The sequence below is a fragment of the Listeria weihenstephanensis genome, assembly GCF_003534205.1.
Lineage (GTDB): Bacteria > Bacillota > Bacilli > Lactobacillales > Listeriaceae > Listeria_A > Listeria_A weihenstephanensis.
The window spans coordinates 3365466-3382812 of record NZ_CP011102.1 but is presented as its reverse complement, the minus strand read 5'-3'; the positions used below and the strand labels follow the sequence as shown (position 1 = coordinate 3382812).

At 42.3% G+C, this 17347-nt stretch carries 16 protein-coding genes; 11 read left to right on the top strand and 5 right to left on the bottom strand.

Going from position 1 to position 17347, the window contains the following annotated elements:
- Nucleotides 1-190: 190 nt before the first annotated feature.
- The 3 genes from UE46_RS16080 to UE46_RS16070 all read left to right on the top strand — a co-directional run bounded on the left by UE46_RS16080 (nucleotide 191) and on the right by UE46_RS16070 (nucleotide 3803).
- Complete coding sequence (locus tag UE46_RS16080) at nucleotides 191-2485, top strand: glycosyl hydrolase family 18 protein (RefSeq protein ID WP_051492929.1); 2295 nt, start codon at nucleotides 191-193, stop codon at nucleotides 2483-2485.
- Nucleotides 2486-2557: 72 nt separating this feature from the next.
- Nucleotides 2558-2953: a hypothetical protein gene (locus tag UE46_RS16075; protein ID WP_036060973.1), complete on the top strand. Its 396-nt coding sequence runs from the start codon at nucleotides 2558-2560 to the stop codon at nucleotides 2951-2953.
- A gap of 115 nt (nucleotides 2954-3068) precedes the next feature.
- Nucleotides 3069-3803 carry a class I SAM-dependent methyltransferase gene (locus tag UE46_RS16070; protein ID WP_118907784.1) on the top strand — a complete coding sequence of 245 codons (735 nt, stop codon included), beginning with the start codon at nucleotides 3069-3071 and terminating at the stop codon, nucleotides 3801-3803.
- A gap of 48 nt (nucleotides 3804-3851) precedes the next feature.
- Here the strand turns inward: UE46_RS16070 and UE46_RS16065 are convergent, their stop codons facing one another.
- Nucleotides 3852-4772 carry a helix-turn-helix transcriptional regulator gene (locus UE46_RS16065; RefSeq protein WP_036060972.1) on the bottom strand — a complete coding sequence of 307 codons (921 nt, stop codon included), beginning with the start codon at nucleotides 4770-4772 and terminating at the stop codon, nucleotides 3852-3854.
- A 104-nt stretch (nucleotides 4773-4876) separates the two neighbouring features.
- Here UE46_RS16065 and UE46_RS16060 point away from each other — a divergent pair, with 104 nt between their 5' ends.
- The gene (locus UE46_RS16060) at nucleotides 4877-5296 is read left to right on the top strand and encodes an effector binding domain-containing protein (RefSeq protein WP_036060971.1); all 420 of its coding nucleotides are present in this window, start codon (nucleotides 4877-4879) and stop codon (nucleotides 5294-5296) included.
- A 52-nt stretch (nucleotides 5297-5348) separates the two neighbouring features.
- On the opposite strand, the gene UE46_RS16055 is transcribed toward UE46_RS16060, so the two are convergent.
- The 3 genes from UE46_RS16055 to UE46_RS16045 form a co-directional block, all read right to left on the bottom strand.
- Nucleotides 5349-6179, bottom strand: coding sequence for a DUF3307 domain-containing protein (locus tag UE46_RS16055; RefSeq protein WP_118907783.1), 831 nt, complete (start codon nucleotides 6177-6179; stop codon nucleotides 5349-5351).
- Nucleotides 6172-6990, bottom strand: coding sequence for a hypothetical protein (locus UE46_RS16050; protein ID WP_118907782.1), 819 nt, complete (start codon nucleotides 6988-6990; stop codon nucleotides 6172-6174). The genes UE46_RS16055 and UE46_RS16050 overlap by 8 nt, the downstream gene beginning before the upstream one ends.
- A 252-nt stretch (nucleotides 6991-7242) precedes the next feature.
- On the bottom strand, nucleotides 7243-7851 hold the full coding sequence (locus UE46_RS16045) for a lytic polysaccharide monooxygenase (RefSeq protein WP_118907781.1): 609 nt from the start codon (nucleotides 7849-7851) through the stop codon (nucleotides 7243-7245).
- Between the two features lie 630 nt (nucleotides 7852-8481).
- Between UE46_RS16045 and qoxA the strand changes: the two genes are divergently transcribed.
- Genes qoxA through qoxD form a run of 4 tightly spaced genes read left to right on the top strand, consistent with a single transcriptional unit; the run spans nucleotide 8482 to nucleotide 12510 of the window.
- A complete protein-coding gene (gene qoxA / locus UE46_RS16040) occupies nucleotides 8482-9582 on the top strand; it encodes a cytochrome aa3 quinol oxidase subunit II (RefSeq protein WP_036060964.1) in 1101 nt (366 codons plus the stop codon).
- A gap of 18 nt (nucleotides 9583-9600) precedes the next feature.
- Nucleotides 9601-11580: a cytochrome aa3 quinol oxidase subunit I gene (gene qoxB, locus UE46_RS16035; protein WP_036060963.1), complete on the top strand. Its 1980-nt coding sequence runs from the start codon at nucleotides 9601-9603 to the stop codon at nucleotides 11578-11580.
- Nucleotides 11568-12179, top strand: coding sequence for a cytochrome aa3 quinol oxidase subunit III (gene qoxC, locus UE46_RS16030; RefSeq protein ID WP_036060961.1), 612 nt, complete (start codon nucleotides 11568-11570; stop codon nucleotides 12177-12179). Before qoxB ends, qoxC begins: the two co-directional genes overlap by 13 nt.
- Before the next feature lies 1 nt (nucleotide 12180).
- On the top strand, nucleotides 12181-12510 hold the full coding sequence (gene qoxD, locus UE46_RS16025; RefSeq protein WP_036060958.1) for a cytochrome aa3 quinol oxidase subunit IV: 330 nt from the start codon (nucleotides 12181-12183) through the stop codon (nucleotides 12508-12510).
- A 286-nt stretch (nucleotides 12511-12796) separates the two neighbouring features.
- Here the strand turns inward: qoxD and UE46_RS16020 are convergent, their stop codons facing one another.
- On the bottom strand, nucleotides 12797-13624 hold the full coding sequence (locus tag UE46_RS16020) for a DeoR/GlpR family DNA-binding transcription regulator (protein WP_324604086.1): 828 nt from the start codon (nucleotides 13622-13624) through the stop codon (nucleotides 12797-12799).
- A 108-nt stretch (nucleotides 13625-13732) separates the two neighbouring features.
- On the opposite strand from UE46_RS16020, the gene rhaB reads away from it, so the two are divergent.
- The 3 genes from rhaB to rhaD are packed head-to-tail and all read left to right on the top strand — an operon-like array spanning nucleotide 13733 to nucleotide 17300.
- A complete protein-coding gene (rhaB, locus tag UE46_RS16015; protein WP_036060952.1) occupies nucleotides 13733-15193 on the top strand; it encodes a rhamnulokinase in 1461 nt (486 codons plus the stop codon).
- The gene (gene rhaA, locus UE46_RS16010; protein ID WP_036060950.1) at nucleotides 15194-16477 is read left to right on the top strand and encodes an L-rhamnose isomerase; all 1284 of its coding nucleotides are present in this window, start codon (nucleotides 15194-15196) and stop codon (nucleotides 16475-16477) included.
- A complete protein-coding gene (rhaD, locus tag UE46_RS16005) occupies nucleotides 16470-17300 on the top strand; it encodes a rhamnulose-1-phosphate aldolase (protein ID WP_036060949.1) in 831 nt (276 codons plus the stop codon). Before rhaA ends, rhaD begins: the two co-directional genes overlap by 8 nt.
- Nucleotides 17301-17347 lie beyond the last annotated feature (47 nt).

The following is a 17347-nucleotide window of genomic DNA, read 5'->3' as shown; positions in this document are numbered from 1 at the left end:
AGGCGTTTTTAACATTATAATACTGTGGTTTTATCTTTTTAGATGTAATTTTCAGAATAAATATGATAAGATAGAGTAGATTGGGAGTTTATTCGGGACGCTTAAATTGTAAGCGCTGCCTGTTTGTGGAGGTGACCACAAAAAATGGAGGAAACTTGGGGACATTACGGAAAAATTGGGAGGCAAAAAAATGAAAAAGAGGACAAAACAGATTTTTGGGAGTTTGACAGCGATATTACTTGTTTTATCAATTGCTTTATCGGGTATTTTAGGAATCGTAAACACGCCAAAAGTGGCTGCAGCGGAAGCGAAGTCACCGTATCGAAACGTGATGTACTATGGTGATTGGTCGATTACAGAATCTGAAGGTAAGTTCTATCCAAAAGATATTCCAGCTGACAAATTGACACATTTAAATTTTGCATTTATGGATTTTGATAGTGCGGGGAATTTGGTTTTCACAGATAAAGATGCGGCCGTGAGTGCTGCGGTTGGCCAGAAAACAGCGATGGGGGGCATTTTGAATGCGCTTCAAGATTTACGTGCGGCCAATCCAAACTTGAAAATTGGGGTTTCTCTTGGCGGTTGGTCAAAGTCGGGTGATTTTTCTGAAATGGCAGCAAATGATACAGCGCGCGCTAATTTTGTACAGAATGTCATGAAGTTTGTGAAATATACGAACATGGATTTTGTGGATGTGGATTGGGAGTATCCGAATTCGCCTCGTGATGGGGATTTGCTTGATAATAAGGAAGATGAAGGAACGCCAAATGCTGGGCCTGCGGATAAGGCGAATTATGTGACATTGTTGCAGGATTTGCGTACGGCGCTTGATGCACAGGGTGAGACGTTGGATCGGACATATGAGTTGTCTGTAGCTTTGCCAGCGTCGCAGTGGACGATGAGTCAGGGTATTGATATTGAGAAAGTTTTTGAAATTATTGATTTTGGAAACATGATGACGTACGATATGCATGGTGCTTGGGATAGTGTAACTGGGCATCAGACGGCGCTTTATGATAATCCGAATGATCCTTATGCGAACTATGGTTTGTCGGTGGATGGTGTGACGAAATATTTGCAAAGTAAGGGTGTTCCTTCTGAGAAAATCGTGATTGGCGCCGCATTTTACACGCGTGGTTGGAATACGGTGGCAGAGGGCACGAACACGAGTCTGCCGGGCCTATTTCAAGCAGTGGAGCGCACGAATAAAAACGCGGACGGTTCCACGAGTAATGGCGCGAATAATGAAAAACCGCTTGTCGCTGGTGACGGTGGAACGGTTGGCGGGATCTGGTCTTATCGCAGCATTGATACGTTAAAAGCAGTGACGCCAGGCTTGACGGAATACTGGGATGATATCGCTAAAGCACCGTATTTATATAGTAAAGAAACGGGCGCATTTTTCACATATGACAACGTTAAGTCTGTGACAGCCAAGGCGAACTATGTGAAAGAAAATAATTTGGGTGGGGTCATTTCGTGGATGCAATCGCAGGATAAGCCGACAACATCGACAAAACGTGATGAACTAACAACCGCAATTAAAAACGGCATGTTCGGTGCTGGTAATTTGGCAGGTAACGCGTTGCCATATCAGGATTTAGCGGTTGAAATGACTGTGACGCCGTACACGAATGATGGCACAGGCTATGAAATTACGATTACAAATAAAGAGGTTGCAAACGAAACGAGCGATGTTCTAAAACCTATCGAAACAGCAGCGGAAACGATCAAGTTACCGAGATTATACATTCCCATTCGCGATGGTGAAAAATTGATTGCGGCAGATGATAAAGCGGGTGTGGTCAAGGCGGCAAACGGCTATACCGTCGTTGATTTAGCTTCCTCCGATGCACGACTTATTTCACAAGGTGAGAGCTACAAATTCCGTTTAAAATCGAACATTGCCCCAACCGATTTAAAAACAGTCACATTAGCGCAAAGAATGACGGCATCAGGTCAAGAACTTGGCCAGCAGTTAGTTTATGAAGGCGCAGAGGTTCCACCAAAAGTAGAGGACATAGCGGCACCAAGCGTTCCAAGCAATTTACGTGTGGCTAAAGTGACGAGTGAGGAAGTTGTTCTAAATTGGGATGCTTCCAAAGATAACGTTGCAGTGGCGGGTTATAAAGTGTATCGCGATGGTAAAGAAATCGCGACAGTAACAAACCCAACTTACACAGATAAGCAAGTGAAACAAGGCCAGTCATACAGCTATACAGTCAAGGCGTTTGACGCTGCAGGAAATGTCTCGAAAGATAGCAATAAAGTGACGGCGAAAATACTGGTAAATAAAGCTCCAGACAAAGCACCGGATAAAGTCGAAAATGTGAGCCCGGTTGCAGAGCCCAGTCCGAACGCACCAGCAAAAGTAGAACCGAATAGCAGCTTACCACAAACAGGTGATGATTTCCCGTTAGGCTTAGTATTATTGGGAGGCCTGCTGGCAGGGACGACCGCATTTTATTTGAGAAAAAAATAAACACGTAGGCTAGTTGTACTGTTAAAAATGCCTTCCTAAATGGAGGGCATTTTTGCTGTAAGGAGGCGGATTATGAATAAAATTAGCGCAGTTATAATTGTATTATCGCTTTTTTCAATGTTTGGTTGTCAGAGAGATAATGCAACTGTAGAGAGCACAACTTCAAAAAATCCAACTGCGGCAGAAATTTTAAATGCAGATATAGATGCTGATATTTTTCAATTAAATAGTATCGTTTATGAGACAAATATTGATTGGGTCAATGAATTAGAACTGACAAAAAACGTGCAAATCGGTGAAATCAAAACTAGCTTTTCAAAGAAGAAATCAGTGAGGAATTTTGATAATGGTGACGCAACAATTTTAGCTAAAGGCACTAAAGTGTTTAACGTTAAAGAACGTGACGACGTTTTAATCGTGGAAGTAAACGGTGAAACAAAAAAATACTATGCGCTTACTGAAGGGTGAAGTAGCGTAGTTCAAATTGATTCCGCTTAATTCGTCAAAAAAACTGCTGTCCGATTGTTTTTCTGCGATCTACTTTTTGTGATAATATATACATAAAAGAAAGAGGTGCTTCAAGATGAAAGAAAATAAATATGACAATCCTGCTTTTTTTGAGCAGTACAGCAAGATGAGCCGCTCGGTGGACGGTTTAAAAGGAGCGGGAGAATGGCACGAATTCAAAAAAATGATGCCAGATTTCAGTGGGAAACGCGTGCTAGATCTCGGATGTGGATTTGGTTGGCATTGCCTTTATGCGATAGAAAATGGTGCGGAATCAGCAGTTGGTGTCGACATTTCTGAAAATATGTTAGCCGAGGCTCGTAAAAAAACGGATTCTCCGAAAATCAGCTATATCCGTCAAGCGCTCGAGGACATTGATTTCCCGCCTGCAAGTTTTGACGTGGTGATTAGCTCACTTACTTTCCATTATATCGAATCATTTCAAGCGATGTGCGAGAAAATAAATCATAGTTTGGCATCCGGCGGCGAATTCGTGTTTTCCGTTGAGCATCCGGTTTTCACGGCACAAGGGACGCAAGATTGGTACTATGACGAGGATGGGAGTAAATTGCATTGGCCAGTGGATAAATATTTCACGGAAGGTTTGCGGACGGCGAATTTCTTAGGCGAAGATGTGGCGAAATATCATAAAACGTTGACGACATACGTGAACACGCTGCTTGAGACTGGTTTTGAACTCGTGAAATTAGTGGAGCCAGAACCAGATGCGGCCATGTTAAACAGCCATCCAGATATGCCAGATGAGTTGCGTAGACCAATGATGCTACTTGTAGCGGCGCGCAAAAAATAGAGTAAAGCCCACACGATATGAGTTTAATCTATCGCGTGGGCTTAATTCTTAATCATATTTATTTTGAATCTCCTGCAAATACGCCACAAACCCGTCGTAAAAGTCATCTTGATTCTGAATAGTGACATGCACGCCCAACGTTAAAAGGAAACGATAGCCAACCTCATGATTTGGAAGCGTCACCTTAGCTAAAAAGTAAGTTTCGTCTAGCGGCTCGATGGAGTTCACGTTAAACCGAAGCACGATTTGTTCCCGCGCTGTTTTATCAATAATAAGACTAACTTCCTGCATTTCAAAAGGAGGTTGTGTTATTGGCGCATTCAGAGGCTTCACGGTAAATGCCCGACCTTCGAAAGTTTCAGCCGCGACCTCTAAATCAATAATTCGTGACAGTTTGAATGTACGAAAATCCTCGCGCTCCAAGCTATAACCTTGAAGATACCAAGAACGATTCCGAAAAAGTAGGTGATAAGGCTCCACGGAACGCGTTGTTTGATTGCCGTCACGATCAATATAAGTGATGGCCACGAATTGTTGCTTCTTAATGGCTAAATGTAATTTCTCCACTTGCTCATTAAATTCCTGACGCATCGCTAAATTCGAAAAATCGAGCGAAATAGGACTTGCTGGGAGCTCGTTTGAATGGCCAAGCATATTTTTCATTTTTAAAAGTGTTTTTTTGATATCAGTAGAGGAAAGAAGTTGTTCGAATCCACCTAATCCTGTAATAATCGCTGTCAAATCTTCTACGGTGAGTAGTTTTTTATCGACTTTATAGGTTGGCATGATCCCAATACCACCTTTTACCCCTGGCAGCGTATAAATTGGGATATTTGCCATGGCTAGTGTATCTATATCCCGATAAATCGTTCGTTTAGAAACTTCAAACATCGTTGCCATTTCAGAAGCACTAACTAACTCGCGTTGGAGAAGTAACATAATAATCCCGATAAGTCGCTCAATTTTCATTTTATGTTCTCCTTAAATTTTGAATGATGACATACAGTTGTCAACATTTAAATGTTATAGTTACATCATAACAAATTTACAGTAACTTTTGGAGGGAAATAATTATGTCATTTGAAATCGTAGAATTAAACAAAGAAATTTTTTCTGGAAATAAAGTTGAAATCCCAGCATTCGATCCGCAAAAAGGTTTTGCAGTGATGAGTGAAATTAAAGAAAAAGCCGTAGCAGAATTTGCGAAAACGCAAGAAGATTTTGTTGGTATTAATGCAAGTATTGACGATGTACAAACGTATGTTGTAGCAAAATCTGGCGAGGGTAACGGCGAAACATCGTTCGAAATCCCAGCAGGCCAATACGCAAAATTCGTAACCGATGCAAAAGAACGTACGGCGATCGATGGCTTTATTGGTCAATCATACGGTGAAGTTATGCAAAGCGAGACGGTTACAGTGGCAGGTACTTTTAATTTGGAAGACTTAAGAGAAGCAACGTTCACACTGTACATCCCAGTTGCAGCGAAATAAAAAATAGAGCTCCGAGTCAAGCAGGTAATTGCTGATTCGGAGCTTTTTTTGCTCACAGATATAAGACATAATCGAAAAGTAACGCGATTAACACACCGAATATCATACTAAGGAAGTTGCCGATCAAGTAATATTCCGCGAACGACCGGTTATTTTCCAGTTCCTTAAACCGTGCTAGTGTTTTCAAACCAATGATGATCGGAATCGCGGAATAGATTTGTAACACCATGAAAATGAGTAATAGCAATCGTTCTAGACCGCCGATATAACGACCTGCTTTTAATTCTTTATTTGAAACGGCGGGAATTTCTTGATTTTTTGTTAAAATAATTTTGCCATCTAGTTTGGTGACGGCAATGATCTTTTTTTCGGTGTTAAAACCAGGCATCAGCACTTCCAATATATACGGAATTAAATATCCGACAAAATAGACAAGCAGGATGATAAGCGAACTGAGAATGCTAAATTTGTCATATAGGCTCGGGCTGAACGGCATTTGTGAGTTGAGAACAAGGCAGGTAGCGACATATATAATGGCGATATGTAGAATTTGATCAGCTATATACATGAATAATCGAACAATATTGCTGTCATGAAATAGTTTTTCCGTGGGGGCTTTTGCCAGATCGATGAAAAAGTGGGTGATTGAAATACCGATGATCATAGCGAGTAGTAACCAAAAGCTTGTCGTGCGATCGAACCAATAATAGTACACGAAAATAGCGATAAAATACAGGCTAAAATGAAGAGCAATATGCTGCATCAGGATCTTTATTTTATGATTTGAAAAGGCTTCTTTTTTGACGCTAGCCATTTTGTTTGTCTGCAGCATGAAATCCGCTATAAAATGGCATAGAAGTAGTGGGAAAAGTAAGTTAGTCATGACCTGCTCCCTTCATGATTTGTTGTAAATCGAGTAAATAGTTCACAATATCCATCCGCACCTTTTTGTAGAGAAAATAGTCAGAATTAGCGATCAAAACGCTGACACGCGAAGAAATATCCGCTTTGCTAATCGAGTTATAGCCAAGTTCCGTACCAATTTCAATATTACTATAATCAGGATGGCTATCTTTGATACGAAAAAGGTGTTGCTGTTTATCGCTCTTGATTAACTGCTCAAATGCAAGGAAAAAAAGCGCATTCAAAGCACTACCAAACGATTGTGTCTCAGCTAAACAATAGAATTTAAATGGTTGCTTGTTAAAAAAATAGTCCGCTTCACTATAAACTGCGCTCCGCTTTTGAGTGAGGCGTGATTTCATGACAACTTTGGCCTTTTCAGACGCTTCAATCGCGTTAATAATGCTAGTTCCGTTCACAATATTGATATCATGCAAATCCTCTGTTGATGGTGTATCAATATGCCCGATGCCCGCACCAAAATAAAAATGGAGCGTTTCATTGGTTACTGCAGGTATGTTGTTGAAACGGTTTTTAAAATCAGGCGAATAATAAGTTGTAAGGCAATCGCTATAAATATCGAGCAGTAGTTGGAAATTACTAACGCCACCAACGATAGCATCACCATCCTTAATTGTAAAAGGCGTCAATAAATCGTTTGCGTAGTTTGCATTGATAGTATCGGCGAGATAGGTAAGAATGTTTGTCCCATCGTGGAGTGTAGAAAAAGTGGAGCGACTATTACCTATATCGATATACATATAAAGCGCCTCGATTTTTAATAAATTCATTTGACATATTACCTCCTTTATCATATAATATTATGCTTTGAATCACCGTCTTTATATACTCATAACTATATAATAGCATGTTTATATAGTAATTACTATATATTTTTCAGCATTTTTGCCACTCTTTTTTGGTAGTATAAATTTTTTTTTAGAACCGTCAAAAAAAATACAGAAAGAAGCTGGTGACTAGTAACAATATAAATCATTGCTAAAAGTCACCAGCTTCTCGTTTATAATTTTTAAATCATGTGCTTATTTCAAGGTCATTGTTCCGTTATTAATCAAATTAACATCGACTGCTTGATAGAAGGCATTGCCAGTATCCGCAATTTCCCAAACGCCAAGTACAACATAATAACCATTGCGATCAGTTGGTAGTGGAACTTGATGAGTTACTGTTGTTGAGGATGGAACTTCATTGTTAGCGTTAATGGTCGTCAACAATTGAAGGTCACCACGAGTAAGCGGGCTGTTTGGGTTCCAGTCTTTTTTCGTAATATAATATTTATATTCTTTCGTTCTGTGAAGTGCAGTTAGCGTCCAAGTGAAATTATTTTGTCCACCTAAAAGGTCAACGTGGTGCCAACGATCCGGTGTTTGGGCGTCCATTTCTGGAAATTTACCTCCGCCCGCAATCGTGCCATCAGATGGTCCGCCAAGTGGGAAGTTCCCCGTAGCTTCAACACTTTGTGGTTCCCATTGAATTGCGCCGGCATTTTGGTTAATACCCAATTTAGCCAAATAAGCCCGACTTTCCGGTTTTGAGATGTAACCGTGTGCTGACGCGGCAGGTGCAAAGGTCGCGACCAATAATGTAAACGCCACCAAAAATAAAACTGATTTCCCTAAAACTTTCTTCATAGACTAACACTCCTTCTTCTATTTTGAGCCATCTTCCTCGCTCATTACCATATCTACCCTAGTCATTTGAAAAGTAACCCATATATTGTGAAAATGAAGCATTGTATGCAGGGACTAGACCAATTTCTGCATAGGCGCCTAGACACAAAGATCTTATATTCACAGAAGAAAGCGCTTTTACAGATATTAACTATAGGTCAATAGGTTTGTATTGTGATATGCCACACAAAAAAGATTGGCGAGGGCACTTACCTTGTAGATAATAAAGAATATTAGTAACGAATGATTTCTATTAGAGATATATGCTCACATAGTAACGTTTGAGATTGTGAAAAAAATAACTTGTCTCGATGCTTTGAATATAAGTAACAAATACGCTATAATAGTATACGAGTATGCACATGCAGTTTCAAATTCATAATTTCACGCTCTATAAGTTTGTGATATTGTGAGAAATCTACACAATCTAGTTGGCCGTATATTAGATATATTATCAATTAGGGGAAGCTTGCTGACGGGAAATCAGGGAGCAGTATGTCTACAACTATTTGTCGATATACGAAAAGCGAGCTTGTATTTTTGCGCAAAAATACATAGCAACAAACATCAAAAGGAAAGAAGGGGATTCGGGTGTCAAAAATGCTCAAGTCATTGCTACTTACAGTCACGCTAGTCTTTGTTGGACTCCTTAGCGGCTGTGGTGATTTAACGGTACTAGATCCAAAAGGTCCGGTAGCGCAAAGTCAAAGCGATCTAATCATTTATTCGATTATTTTCATGCTTATTATTGTACTAACGATCTTCGTGTTATTTGTAATCATGATTACGAAATACCGCGAGAGAGCAGATCATTCCAACTATGAACCAAACATGCATGGTAGTGCGAAGTTAGAAATTTTATGGACGTTAATTCCGGTTGCGATTGTTATTGCATTAGCTATTCCTACTGTTAAAACAATTTATGCGAACGAAAAAGCACCAGAAGTTACGTCACACAAGGATCCAATTGTTATTTATGCGACTAGCGCAAACTGGAAATGGTTCTTTAGTTATCCAGATCAGTCGATTGAAACTGTAAACTATGTACATATTCCAACGGATCGACCGGTATTATTCAAGCTTACCGCGGCAGACTCGATGACGAGTTTCTGGGTGCCACAACTTGGTGGTCAGAAGTACGCGATGAGTGGTATGACGATGGACTTGTACTTGCAGGCCGACGAAACAGGGACGTTTAAAGGACGTAATTCGAACTTTAACGGAGAAGGTTTTGCTGGACAAGTATTCGATGTTGTCGCACAAAAACCAAAAGATTTTGAGAAGTGGGCGCTTAAAGTGAAGGCGGACTCCCCAACAATCTCGCAAGACCGTTACGACAAATTATTATTACCAGGAAACGTGAAACCACAATCTTATGCAGGCACACATATGGCGTTTGTCGATCCAGCAGCGGACCCAGAGTACGTTTTCTATGCGTATAAACGGTACGGTTTTGAATTAACCAACCCACATGATCCAAACGCAAAAGATACAAGAACAGCCAAGCCAATTTTACCAGCACGTCCAGTTACCATTACTAATCCACGTTTTGAAGATATGGATATGTCTCCGATGATTATCAAAAATGGCACTGGATATAAGAAAGATAAGCATTACGATGAAGAAATGGAAAAAATGGGTAAAGAAATTAAAACCGATGAGGCAACAGATCACGATCAATCGGGACACTAAAAAGGGGGGTATTTCAACATGAGTTTAGATGAATTTATCATCACCGGCGACCCGCTGATTTTAGGAGCCCAAATTTCGATCGCTCTAGTCAGCATTGGTATCGTCGTGTTACTAACTTATACAAAAAAATGGAAATGGCTATTCACTGAATGGATATCTTCCGTTGACCACAAACGCCTTGGGATCATGTATCTTTTGGCAGCAGTACTAATGTTTTTCCGTGGTGGGGTCGATGCATTAATGATCCGTACTCAGCTTGCGATGCCAGGGATGGAGTTTCTTGACGCCCAGCATTACAACGAAGTATTTACAACTCACGGAACAATCATGATCTTATTTATGGCAATGCCGTTCGTTATTGGTTTAATGAATATCGTTGTGCCGCTTCAAATCGGGGCGCGTGACGTAGCATTCCCATTCTTGAACAACTTAAGTTTCTGGACATTCTTTATGGGGGCAATGCTTTTCAATATTTCCTTCGTAATCGGTGGTAGCCCAGCAGCTGGTTGGACAAACTATGCACCACTCGCCGAGGAATTTAGTCCGGGTTATGGGATTAACTTCTACTTACTCGGGGTCCAGATCGCCGGTATTGGTACGCTTATGACCGGGATCAACTTTATGGTTACAATTTTACGGATGCGAACGAAGGGCATGACATTAATGAAAATGCCAATGTTCACGTGGACATCTCTTATAACTTGTTTAATTATCGTATTCGCGTTCCCAGTACTTACTGTGGCGCTAGCTCTAATGACGTTTGACCGTCTATTCGGAACGGCATTCTTTACACTCGCAAATGGCGGAATTCCGATGATGTGGGCCAACCTGTTCTGGGTTTGGGGACATCCGGAAGTATACATTGTTATTTTGCCGGCGTTCGGGATATTCTCCGAGATCATCTCAACATTCTCGAAGAAAAAACTATTCGGTTATCCAGCGATGGTCGCGGCCGTTGTTGTTATTTCTTTACTAAGTTTCCTAGTTTGGGTCCACCACTTCTTTACAATGGGCTCTGGGGCAGCAGTTAACTCGTTCTTCTCGATTACGACGATGATGATTGCGATACCGACCGGGATTAAGATATTCAACTGGCTCTTTACCATGTACAAAGGGCGAATATCCTTCACCACACCGATGCTTTGGTCACTGGCATTCATACCGAACTTTGTTATTGGTGGGGTTACAGGGGTTATGCTCGCGATGGCAGCAGCCGATTATCAATATCACAACACGTATTTCCTAGTATCGCATTTCCATTACGTTTTAATCGCCGGAACCGTATTCTCCTGTTTTGCAGGTTTGATTTACTGGTATCCAAAAATGGTCGGTTATCGCTTGAATGAGAAAATCGGTAAGTGGTTCTTCTGGGTATTTGTGATCGGATTTAACGTATGTTTCTTCCCACAATATTTCCTAGGTCTTGATGGTATGCCACGTCGTATCAGCACATATGTTGAAGGCGACGGCTGGGGTACACTTAACTTTATCTCGTCTGTTGGTGCGTTCCTAATGGGAGCAGCATTCCTAATTCTTTGTTGGAATATCGTTTACAGTTACAAACACTCTAAACGCGAAACAACTGGTGATCCGTGGGATGCGCGTACGCTTGAGTGGGCAACTTCTTCAGCTGTACCGCCAAAATATAACTTCGCTAAATTGCCAGAATGGAACGATCTTGACGATTTCTGGGAGAAAAAACAACGCGGCGAAACATATAATGATGACAAAGCGTATAAACATATTCACATGCCAAACAATACACCACTAGGTTTCATCATGTCAGTATTTTTCTTCATCGCTGGCTTTGGACTAGTTTTCTATTGGTACTGGCTTGGGATCATCGGCGGCCTCGGCGTACTTGCGTGTATGGTTTACCGCTCATTCAAGAAGGATGACGGCTATCATGTCGAAGTACCTGAAATCGTGGCTACCGAAGAACAAGCAGCACGTGAATTTAAAACTGGCATAAAGGAGGGTAACCCATGGAACCTATAAAAGAAAATTCCAGCCTTCCGTTAGAATATCAATCGGAACAAGGTCGTTTAAACATTTTAGGCTTCTGGATTTTCCTAGGCGCCGAGATTGCGTTATTCGGTACATTGTTTGCAACTTATTTTGTAATGTTCAGTGGTGGCTCAAATGCGGGTCACCCACCGTCCGAAATGTTCGAGTTACCGCTCGTTCTAATCATGACATTCTTACTTTTAACGAGTAGTTTTACGTGTGGTCTTGCCATTGGTGAGATGCGCAAAGGTAACGTTAAGCGTCTGATGATTTATTCGATTATCACGCTACTTCTAGGTGCTGGATTCGTAGGTTTTGAGATCTATGAGTTCGCGCATTATGTATCAGAAGGCGTCACACTTAAAGTCGGCTCTTACTGGTCTGCATTCTTCGTTTTACTGGGTACCCATGGTCTCCACGTAACGATTGGTCTGTTCTGGATCGCGTTCATTCTGATCCAAATCAAAATGCGTGGTCTAACACCACAAGCCGCATCAAAAGTATTCATTTCAAGCCTTTATTGGCATTTCCTAGACGTTGTGTGGATTTTCATCTTCACAGGTGTCTATCTGTTAGGGATGGTGAATTAATATGGCGAAAAATAAAGCGAACACGGCACATGCCGAAGAAGGTATTCCGTGGAAACATATCATTGGTTTTGCCTTATCGATCGCGTTAACATTACTAGCTGTCTGGGTTGTATTTGAATCGACGCTTGATAAATCACTAATCATTACGATTATCTTTATCTTCGCGTTCGTTCAAGCGGCTTTGCAATTATTGATGTTCATGCACATGACGGAAGGCCAAAATGGACGTATCCAAGTTGGTAATATCCTATTTGCAGCATTCATTGCGATTGTTATTGTAATGGGATCTTACTGGGTAATGGAGATTGGGCACATGAATCACCTTCTATAAAATTCAGCGGGCCGACAAACGCTCAACTGCGTCGTTAAAGACTGCGTTCCGGTGCTCACGTATAAATATACGCTCTGCTCCGGTACTCGTCTTTTGCCTAGCATCTAAGCATCTGTCGGCCCGCTGAAAGTTTGGTGGGGGCTTCTGGGATGGCGGATTTCGCTGTTCTGGAGGTTTTTTTGTGTTTTGGGAAATGAGGAATGAATAAAAAGGCTAGAGGGTAAGATGGTTCTGAAATCATCTACGCTCTAGCCTTTTTTATGAATCTTAGTGGTGCTCTGTATTGTTAATAAATCAGTGTTACATCTTTTTCCTTCAAGAATTGTTGCCACTCGTGTGTGGGTTCTTGGTCGGTGATGAGGTAGTCGATTTCTGAGATGTCGACGATTTTGATGAAGGCATTTTTGTCGAATTTAGAGGAATCGGCTACTAGTATTACTTTGTTAGCGCGTTCTAGCATGTGATTTTTGATTTCAGCTTCGGGCTCATTGGAATCGGTGATGCCGTTTTCCATGGTGAGGCCTTTGCAGCTGATGATCGCGTAATCCACGAAATAGCGGCTGATTGTGTTGGCGGCGTCGGAGCCGATGAGTGAGTTGGACTTGGTGCGCAGAGTTCCGCCGGTCAGAATAAGGTGGACTTTGAACTTGGAAAGTAAGTCGACTGCTGTGATCGAATTGGTAATGATGGTGAGATTCTCTTTCTCGCGGACGAGTAGGTTCAGCGCTTCAAAAACGGTCGAACTCGTGTCTGCAATGAGCGAATCGCCTGTCTTGATGAGGGATGTTGTTTTTGTTGCGATTTTCTTCTTTTCCTCGACTTTGATGACGTTTCTTGTTGCGTATGGCAGATCTTCGTTTGTATGTTGGCTCAAAGTGGCGCCTCCGTAACTGCGGTCCACGATGCCTTCTTTCTCCAATTTGTCTAAATCACGCCGAATTGTTTCTTCAGATACATTGAAAATTTTAGCTAGTTGGGATACGTGGACTTTCTTGTTTTTCTTTATTTCTGATAGTATTTTGTCTTTTCGCTCGAAAGCAAGCATTTTCATCACATCCTTGTCTATTTCATTGTAAACAATGGTACAATCACAAGCAAGTTTTAATTGAAACACACATAAAAACCACATAAAACTACAAAATAATAAAATTAAATGTTGACTTAATGACTGATTCGGTGTATTCTTGGTTTATAAATTAAAAGTATGAAGGAGGAGGAGCTTTTGAAACATGTGGCTGTAGATGTTGGCGCATCGAGTGGGCGTTTGCTTCTGGGCGAGCTAGTGGCTGGGAAGATAGAGTTAACGGAGATTCATCGCTTTCATAACGGTTTTGTAGAAGTTGATGGTAAATGCATATGGAATATTGATCATATTTTCACAAATATTATGGTTGGCTTGGAAAAATTGAAGAAAACAGGTGTTACGCGATGCACGTTGGGGATTGATACGTGGGCGGTGGACTATTGTTTGTTGGATCAAGAAGGAAAGCGATTACATGAAGTGGTTAGTTATCGTGATAAGCGAACGGATTTTGCGATGGATGCGGTTTTAGCAGAGGTTTCTGCTGCGGATATTTACGCGAAGACAGGGATTCAGTTTTTGCAGTTTAATTCGTTGTATCAATTATATATGGAGGATGCGGGGCTTAAGGCGCGGACGAATGGGGTCATGATGGTGCCTGATTATTTGGGGTATTTATTGACTGGAAAACGTGTGACGGAGGTGACGAACGCTTCTTCTACGCAGATGCTGAATTTACATACGAAACAGTTTGATGTGGATTTGTTGGATTTAGTGGGATTGGATGCTGGGCAGTTTGCGCGGTTTGTGAAGCCGGGTGAGATGTTGGGCAAGATTTCTGCGGAGTGGCATGAGAAGTATGATTTGCCGGATTGTGATGTGATCACGGTTGCAACGCATGATACGGCTTCGGCAGTGCTTGGTGCGCCTGGTGTTGGTGATGATTGGGCGTTCTTGTCGAGTGGGACGTGGTCGCTTCTTGGGGCGGAGTTGGCGAATCCGATTAATAGTGCGGAGGCGTTTGCCGCGAATTACACGAATGAGTGGGGCGCGTATGATACGTTTCGTTTCTTGAAAAACATCATGGGATTGTGGCTCATTCAAGAGGTGGCGCGGATGCAGGATTATGCGTATAGTTATGCAGAGCTTGCGGAATTGGCGGCGCGCGAGGAGCCCTTTGGAGTTTTGATTGGAGTGGATGATTATCGCTTTTTGAACCCAACGGATATGATTGCGGAGATTCAGGCGTATTGTATGGAGACTGGACAGGAAATCCCACAAACACCGGGAAAATTGGCGCGTGTTATTTATGATAGTTTGGCGATTCAGTATGCGATTCAGATTGAGCAGTTGCAGGCTTTAACGGGCCGTGAGATTAAGCATCTCCATATTATTGGTGGTGGCGCGAACATTGCAATTTTGAACCAGTTGACGGCGGATTTGACGGGGATCACAGTGCATGCGGGACCAACCGAGGCGACTGGGCTTGGGAATTTGGCGGTGCAGTTGATTGCGAGTGGCGAGGCTGAGGATATATCGGCGGTTCGGGAGTTGATTCGCAAGTCGACGCCGCTGACTACGTATACGCCGGGTGATGGCGTGAATATGATGGAAATTCGAGCAATGTACAAAAATATATCTGGAAAACAGGAGGCTTTTTAAATGGGAAACGAGAAATTGAAACAGAAATATGAGTGGGCAAAAGAGGAATATGCGAAGTATGGGGTGAATGTAGATGATGTTTTGAAGCGTTTGGCGGATGTGAAAATTTCGATGCATTGTTGGCAAGGTGATGATGTGACAGGGTTTATGAATCCGGATCAAGAGCTGACGGGCGGGATTTCGGTGACGGGTAATTATCCTGGTGCCGCGCATACGCCAGCGCAGTTACGCCAAGATTTGGAGAAGGCGTTTTCGCTAATTCCTGGGAAACATAAGGTGAATCTACACGCGATGTATGTAGATACGGATGAAAAAGTTGATTTGGACGAGATTGAGCCGGCTCATTATGCAAAATGGGTGGATTGGGCGAAGGAGCAAGGTCTTGGTTTAGATTTCAATCCCACATTCTTCTCACATCCTAACTCGGAAGATGGTTTTACGTTGAGTCATCCAGATAAGAAGATTCGCGATTTTTGGATTGAGCATGGGAAGCGGGCTCGGAAAGTTGCGGCTTACTTTGGTGAAGAATTAGGGCAAACTTCAGTCAATAATTTTTGGGTTCCTGATGGTTTCAAGGATAATCCGATTGATCGGTTGGCGCCTCGTAAGCGTTTGATGGAGTCGCTCGATACGATTTTTGCGGAGGAGTTGGACCGGAAGTATACGCTGGACGCTGTGGAAAGTAAGTTGTTTGGACTTGGTGCTGAGGCTTATACGGTGGGATCGCACGAGTTTTACATGGGGTATGGAATTACGCGGAATAAGTTGATTTGTATGGACGCGGGGCATTTCCACCCGACGGAAGTGATTTCGAACAAGCTGTCATCGTTATCTTTGTTTAGTGAGGGAATTCTGTTGCATGTTAGTCGTCCGGTGCGTTGGGACAGCGATCATGTCGTGATTATGGATGATGAATTGCAGGAGATTGGGCGTGAGTTGGTTCGCAATGATTTACTGGGCAAAACGCATATCGGTCTGGATTTCTTCGATGCGACGATTAATCGCGTGGCGGCGTGGGTTATTGGGACGCGAAATACGTTGAAATCCCTTTTGAAAGCAATGCTTGAGCCGACGGAATATCTTCGCAAAATTGAATTGGAAGGCGATTATACATCACGATTGGCGCTGACTGAGGAATTGAAGGACTTTCCTTTTACAGCAGTTTGGGATTATTATTGTGAGGCGCAAAACGTGCCGGTTCGTGAGGCTTGGTTAAAAGAAGTGAAGGATTATGAAGAAAAAGTTTTGGTAAAACGGTCTGAGGAGGCAATTGGAATTGAGTAAAGATATTGTAGCAGCACCATTTGTACAGGAAATGATGAAAGTAACGGCGAATTTATATCGTCTAGGTTGGGATGAGAGAAATGGCGGGAATATCAGTTATCTGCTTACGGAGGCGGAGGTTGGTGAGTATATTAATCCGAACCAAGTGATTCGCACGATTCCGATGATTTTTGACGCGACGGCGCTTGCAGGGAAATATTTCATTGTGACGGGTTCTGGCAAGTATTTCAAAAATGTCATCGATGCGCCTGATGTGAATCTTGGTATTATCCGGGTTTCCGAGACGGGTAAAAGTGTCGAATTACTGTGGGGCTTCACGGATGGTGGCGTGCCAACAAGTGAGTTGCCGGCGCATTTCATGAGCCACATCGAACGCCTGAAAATTGATCCAGAGCACCGTATTATTATGCATAATCATGCGACGAACATTATCGCGATGACATTTACGCATTCGCTGGAAGAACGTGATTTCACGCGTACTTTATGGCAAATGTGTACGGAATGTATCGTCGTTTTCCCAGAAGGTGTCGGGATTTTGCCTTGGATGGTGCCTGGAACGGACGCGATTGGGATGGCAACGGCTGCGAAAATGCGCGAATTCCGATTGGTTATTTGGCCGCATCACGGGATTTTTGGAGCGGGAAGTACGATGGACGAAGTATTTGGTTTGATTGAAACGGCTGAGAAGGCTGCGGAAGTTTATACGTTAGTGCAAGCACAAGGTGGCGCGCGCCAAACGATTACGGATCAACAATTACAAGATTTGGCGGATGCATTTGGCGTCACAGCGAAATCGGGATATTTGCAAGTAGGCGTGAAGTAAATTTTAGCAGGGGAGTGGCGAGTTTGCGCTTCCCTGAATAATAGGAG

Excerpts from the sequence above, each read along its gene's own strand:
- UE46_RS16080 (WP_051492929.1), top strand. The coding sequence starts at position 191 with ATGAAAAAGAGGACAAAACAGATTTTTGGGAGTTTGACAGCGATATTA.
- UE46_RS16075 (WP_036060973.1), top strand. The coding sequence starts at position 2,558 with ATGAATAAAATTAGCGCAGTTATAATTGTATTATCGCTTTTTTCAATG.
- UE46_RS16070 (WP_118907784.1), top strand. The coding sequence starts at position 3,069 with ATGAAAGAAAATAAATATGACAATCCTGCTTTTTTTGAGCAGTACAGC.
- UE46_RS16065 (WP_036060972.1), bottom strand. The coding sequence starts at position 4,772 with ATGAAAATTGAGCGACTTATCGGGATTATTATGTTACTTCTCCAACGC.
- UE46_RS16060 (WP_036060971.1), top strand. The coding sequence starts at position 4,877 with ATGTCATTTGAAATCGTAGAATTAAACAAAGAAATTTTTTCTGGAAAT.
- UE46_RS16055 (WP_118907783.1), bottom strand. The coding sequence starts at position 6,179 with ATGACTAACTTACTTTTCCCACTACTTCTATGCCATTTTATAGCGGAT.
- UE46_RS16050 (WP_118907782.1), bottom strand. The coding sequence starts at position 6,990 with ATGAATTTATTAAAAATCGAGGCGCTTTATATGTATATCGATATAGGT.
- UE46_RS16045 (WP_118907781.1), bottom strand. The coding sequence starts at position 7,851 with ATGAAGAAAGTTTTAGGGAAATCAGTTTTATTTTTGGTGGCGTTTACA.
- qoxB (WP_036060963.1), top strand. The coding sequence starts at position 9,601 with ATGAGTTTAGATGAATTTATCATCACCGGCGACCCGCTGATTTTAGGA.
- qoxC (WP_036060961.1), top strand. The coding sequence starts at position 11,568 with ATGGAACCTATAAAAGAAAATTCCAGCCTTCCGTTAGAATATCAATCG.
- qoxD (WP_036060958.1), top strand. The coding sequence starts at position 12,181 with ATGGCGAAAAATAAAGCGAACACGGCACATGCCGAAGAAGGTATTCCG.
- rhaA (WP_036060950.1), top strand. The coding sequence starts at position 15,194 with ATGGGAAACGAGAAATTGAAACAGAAATATGAGTGGGCAAAAGAGGAA.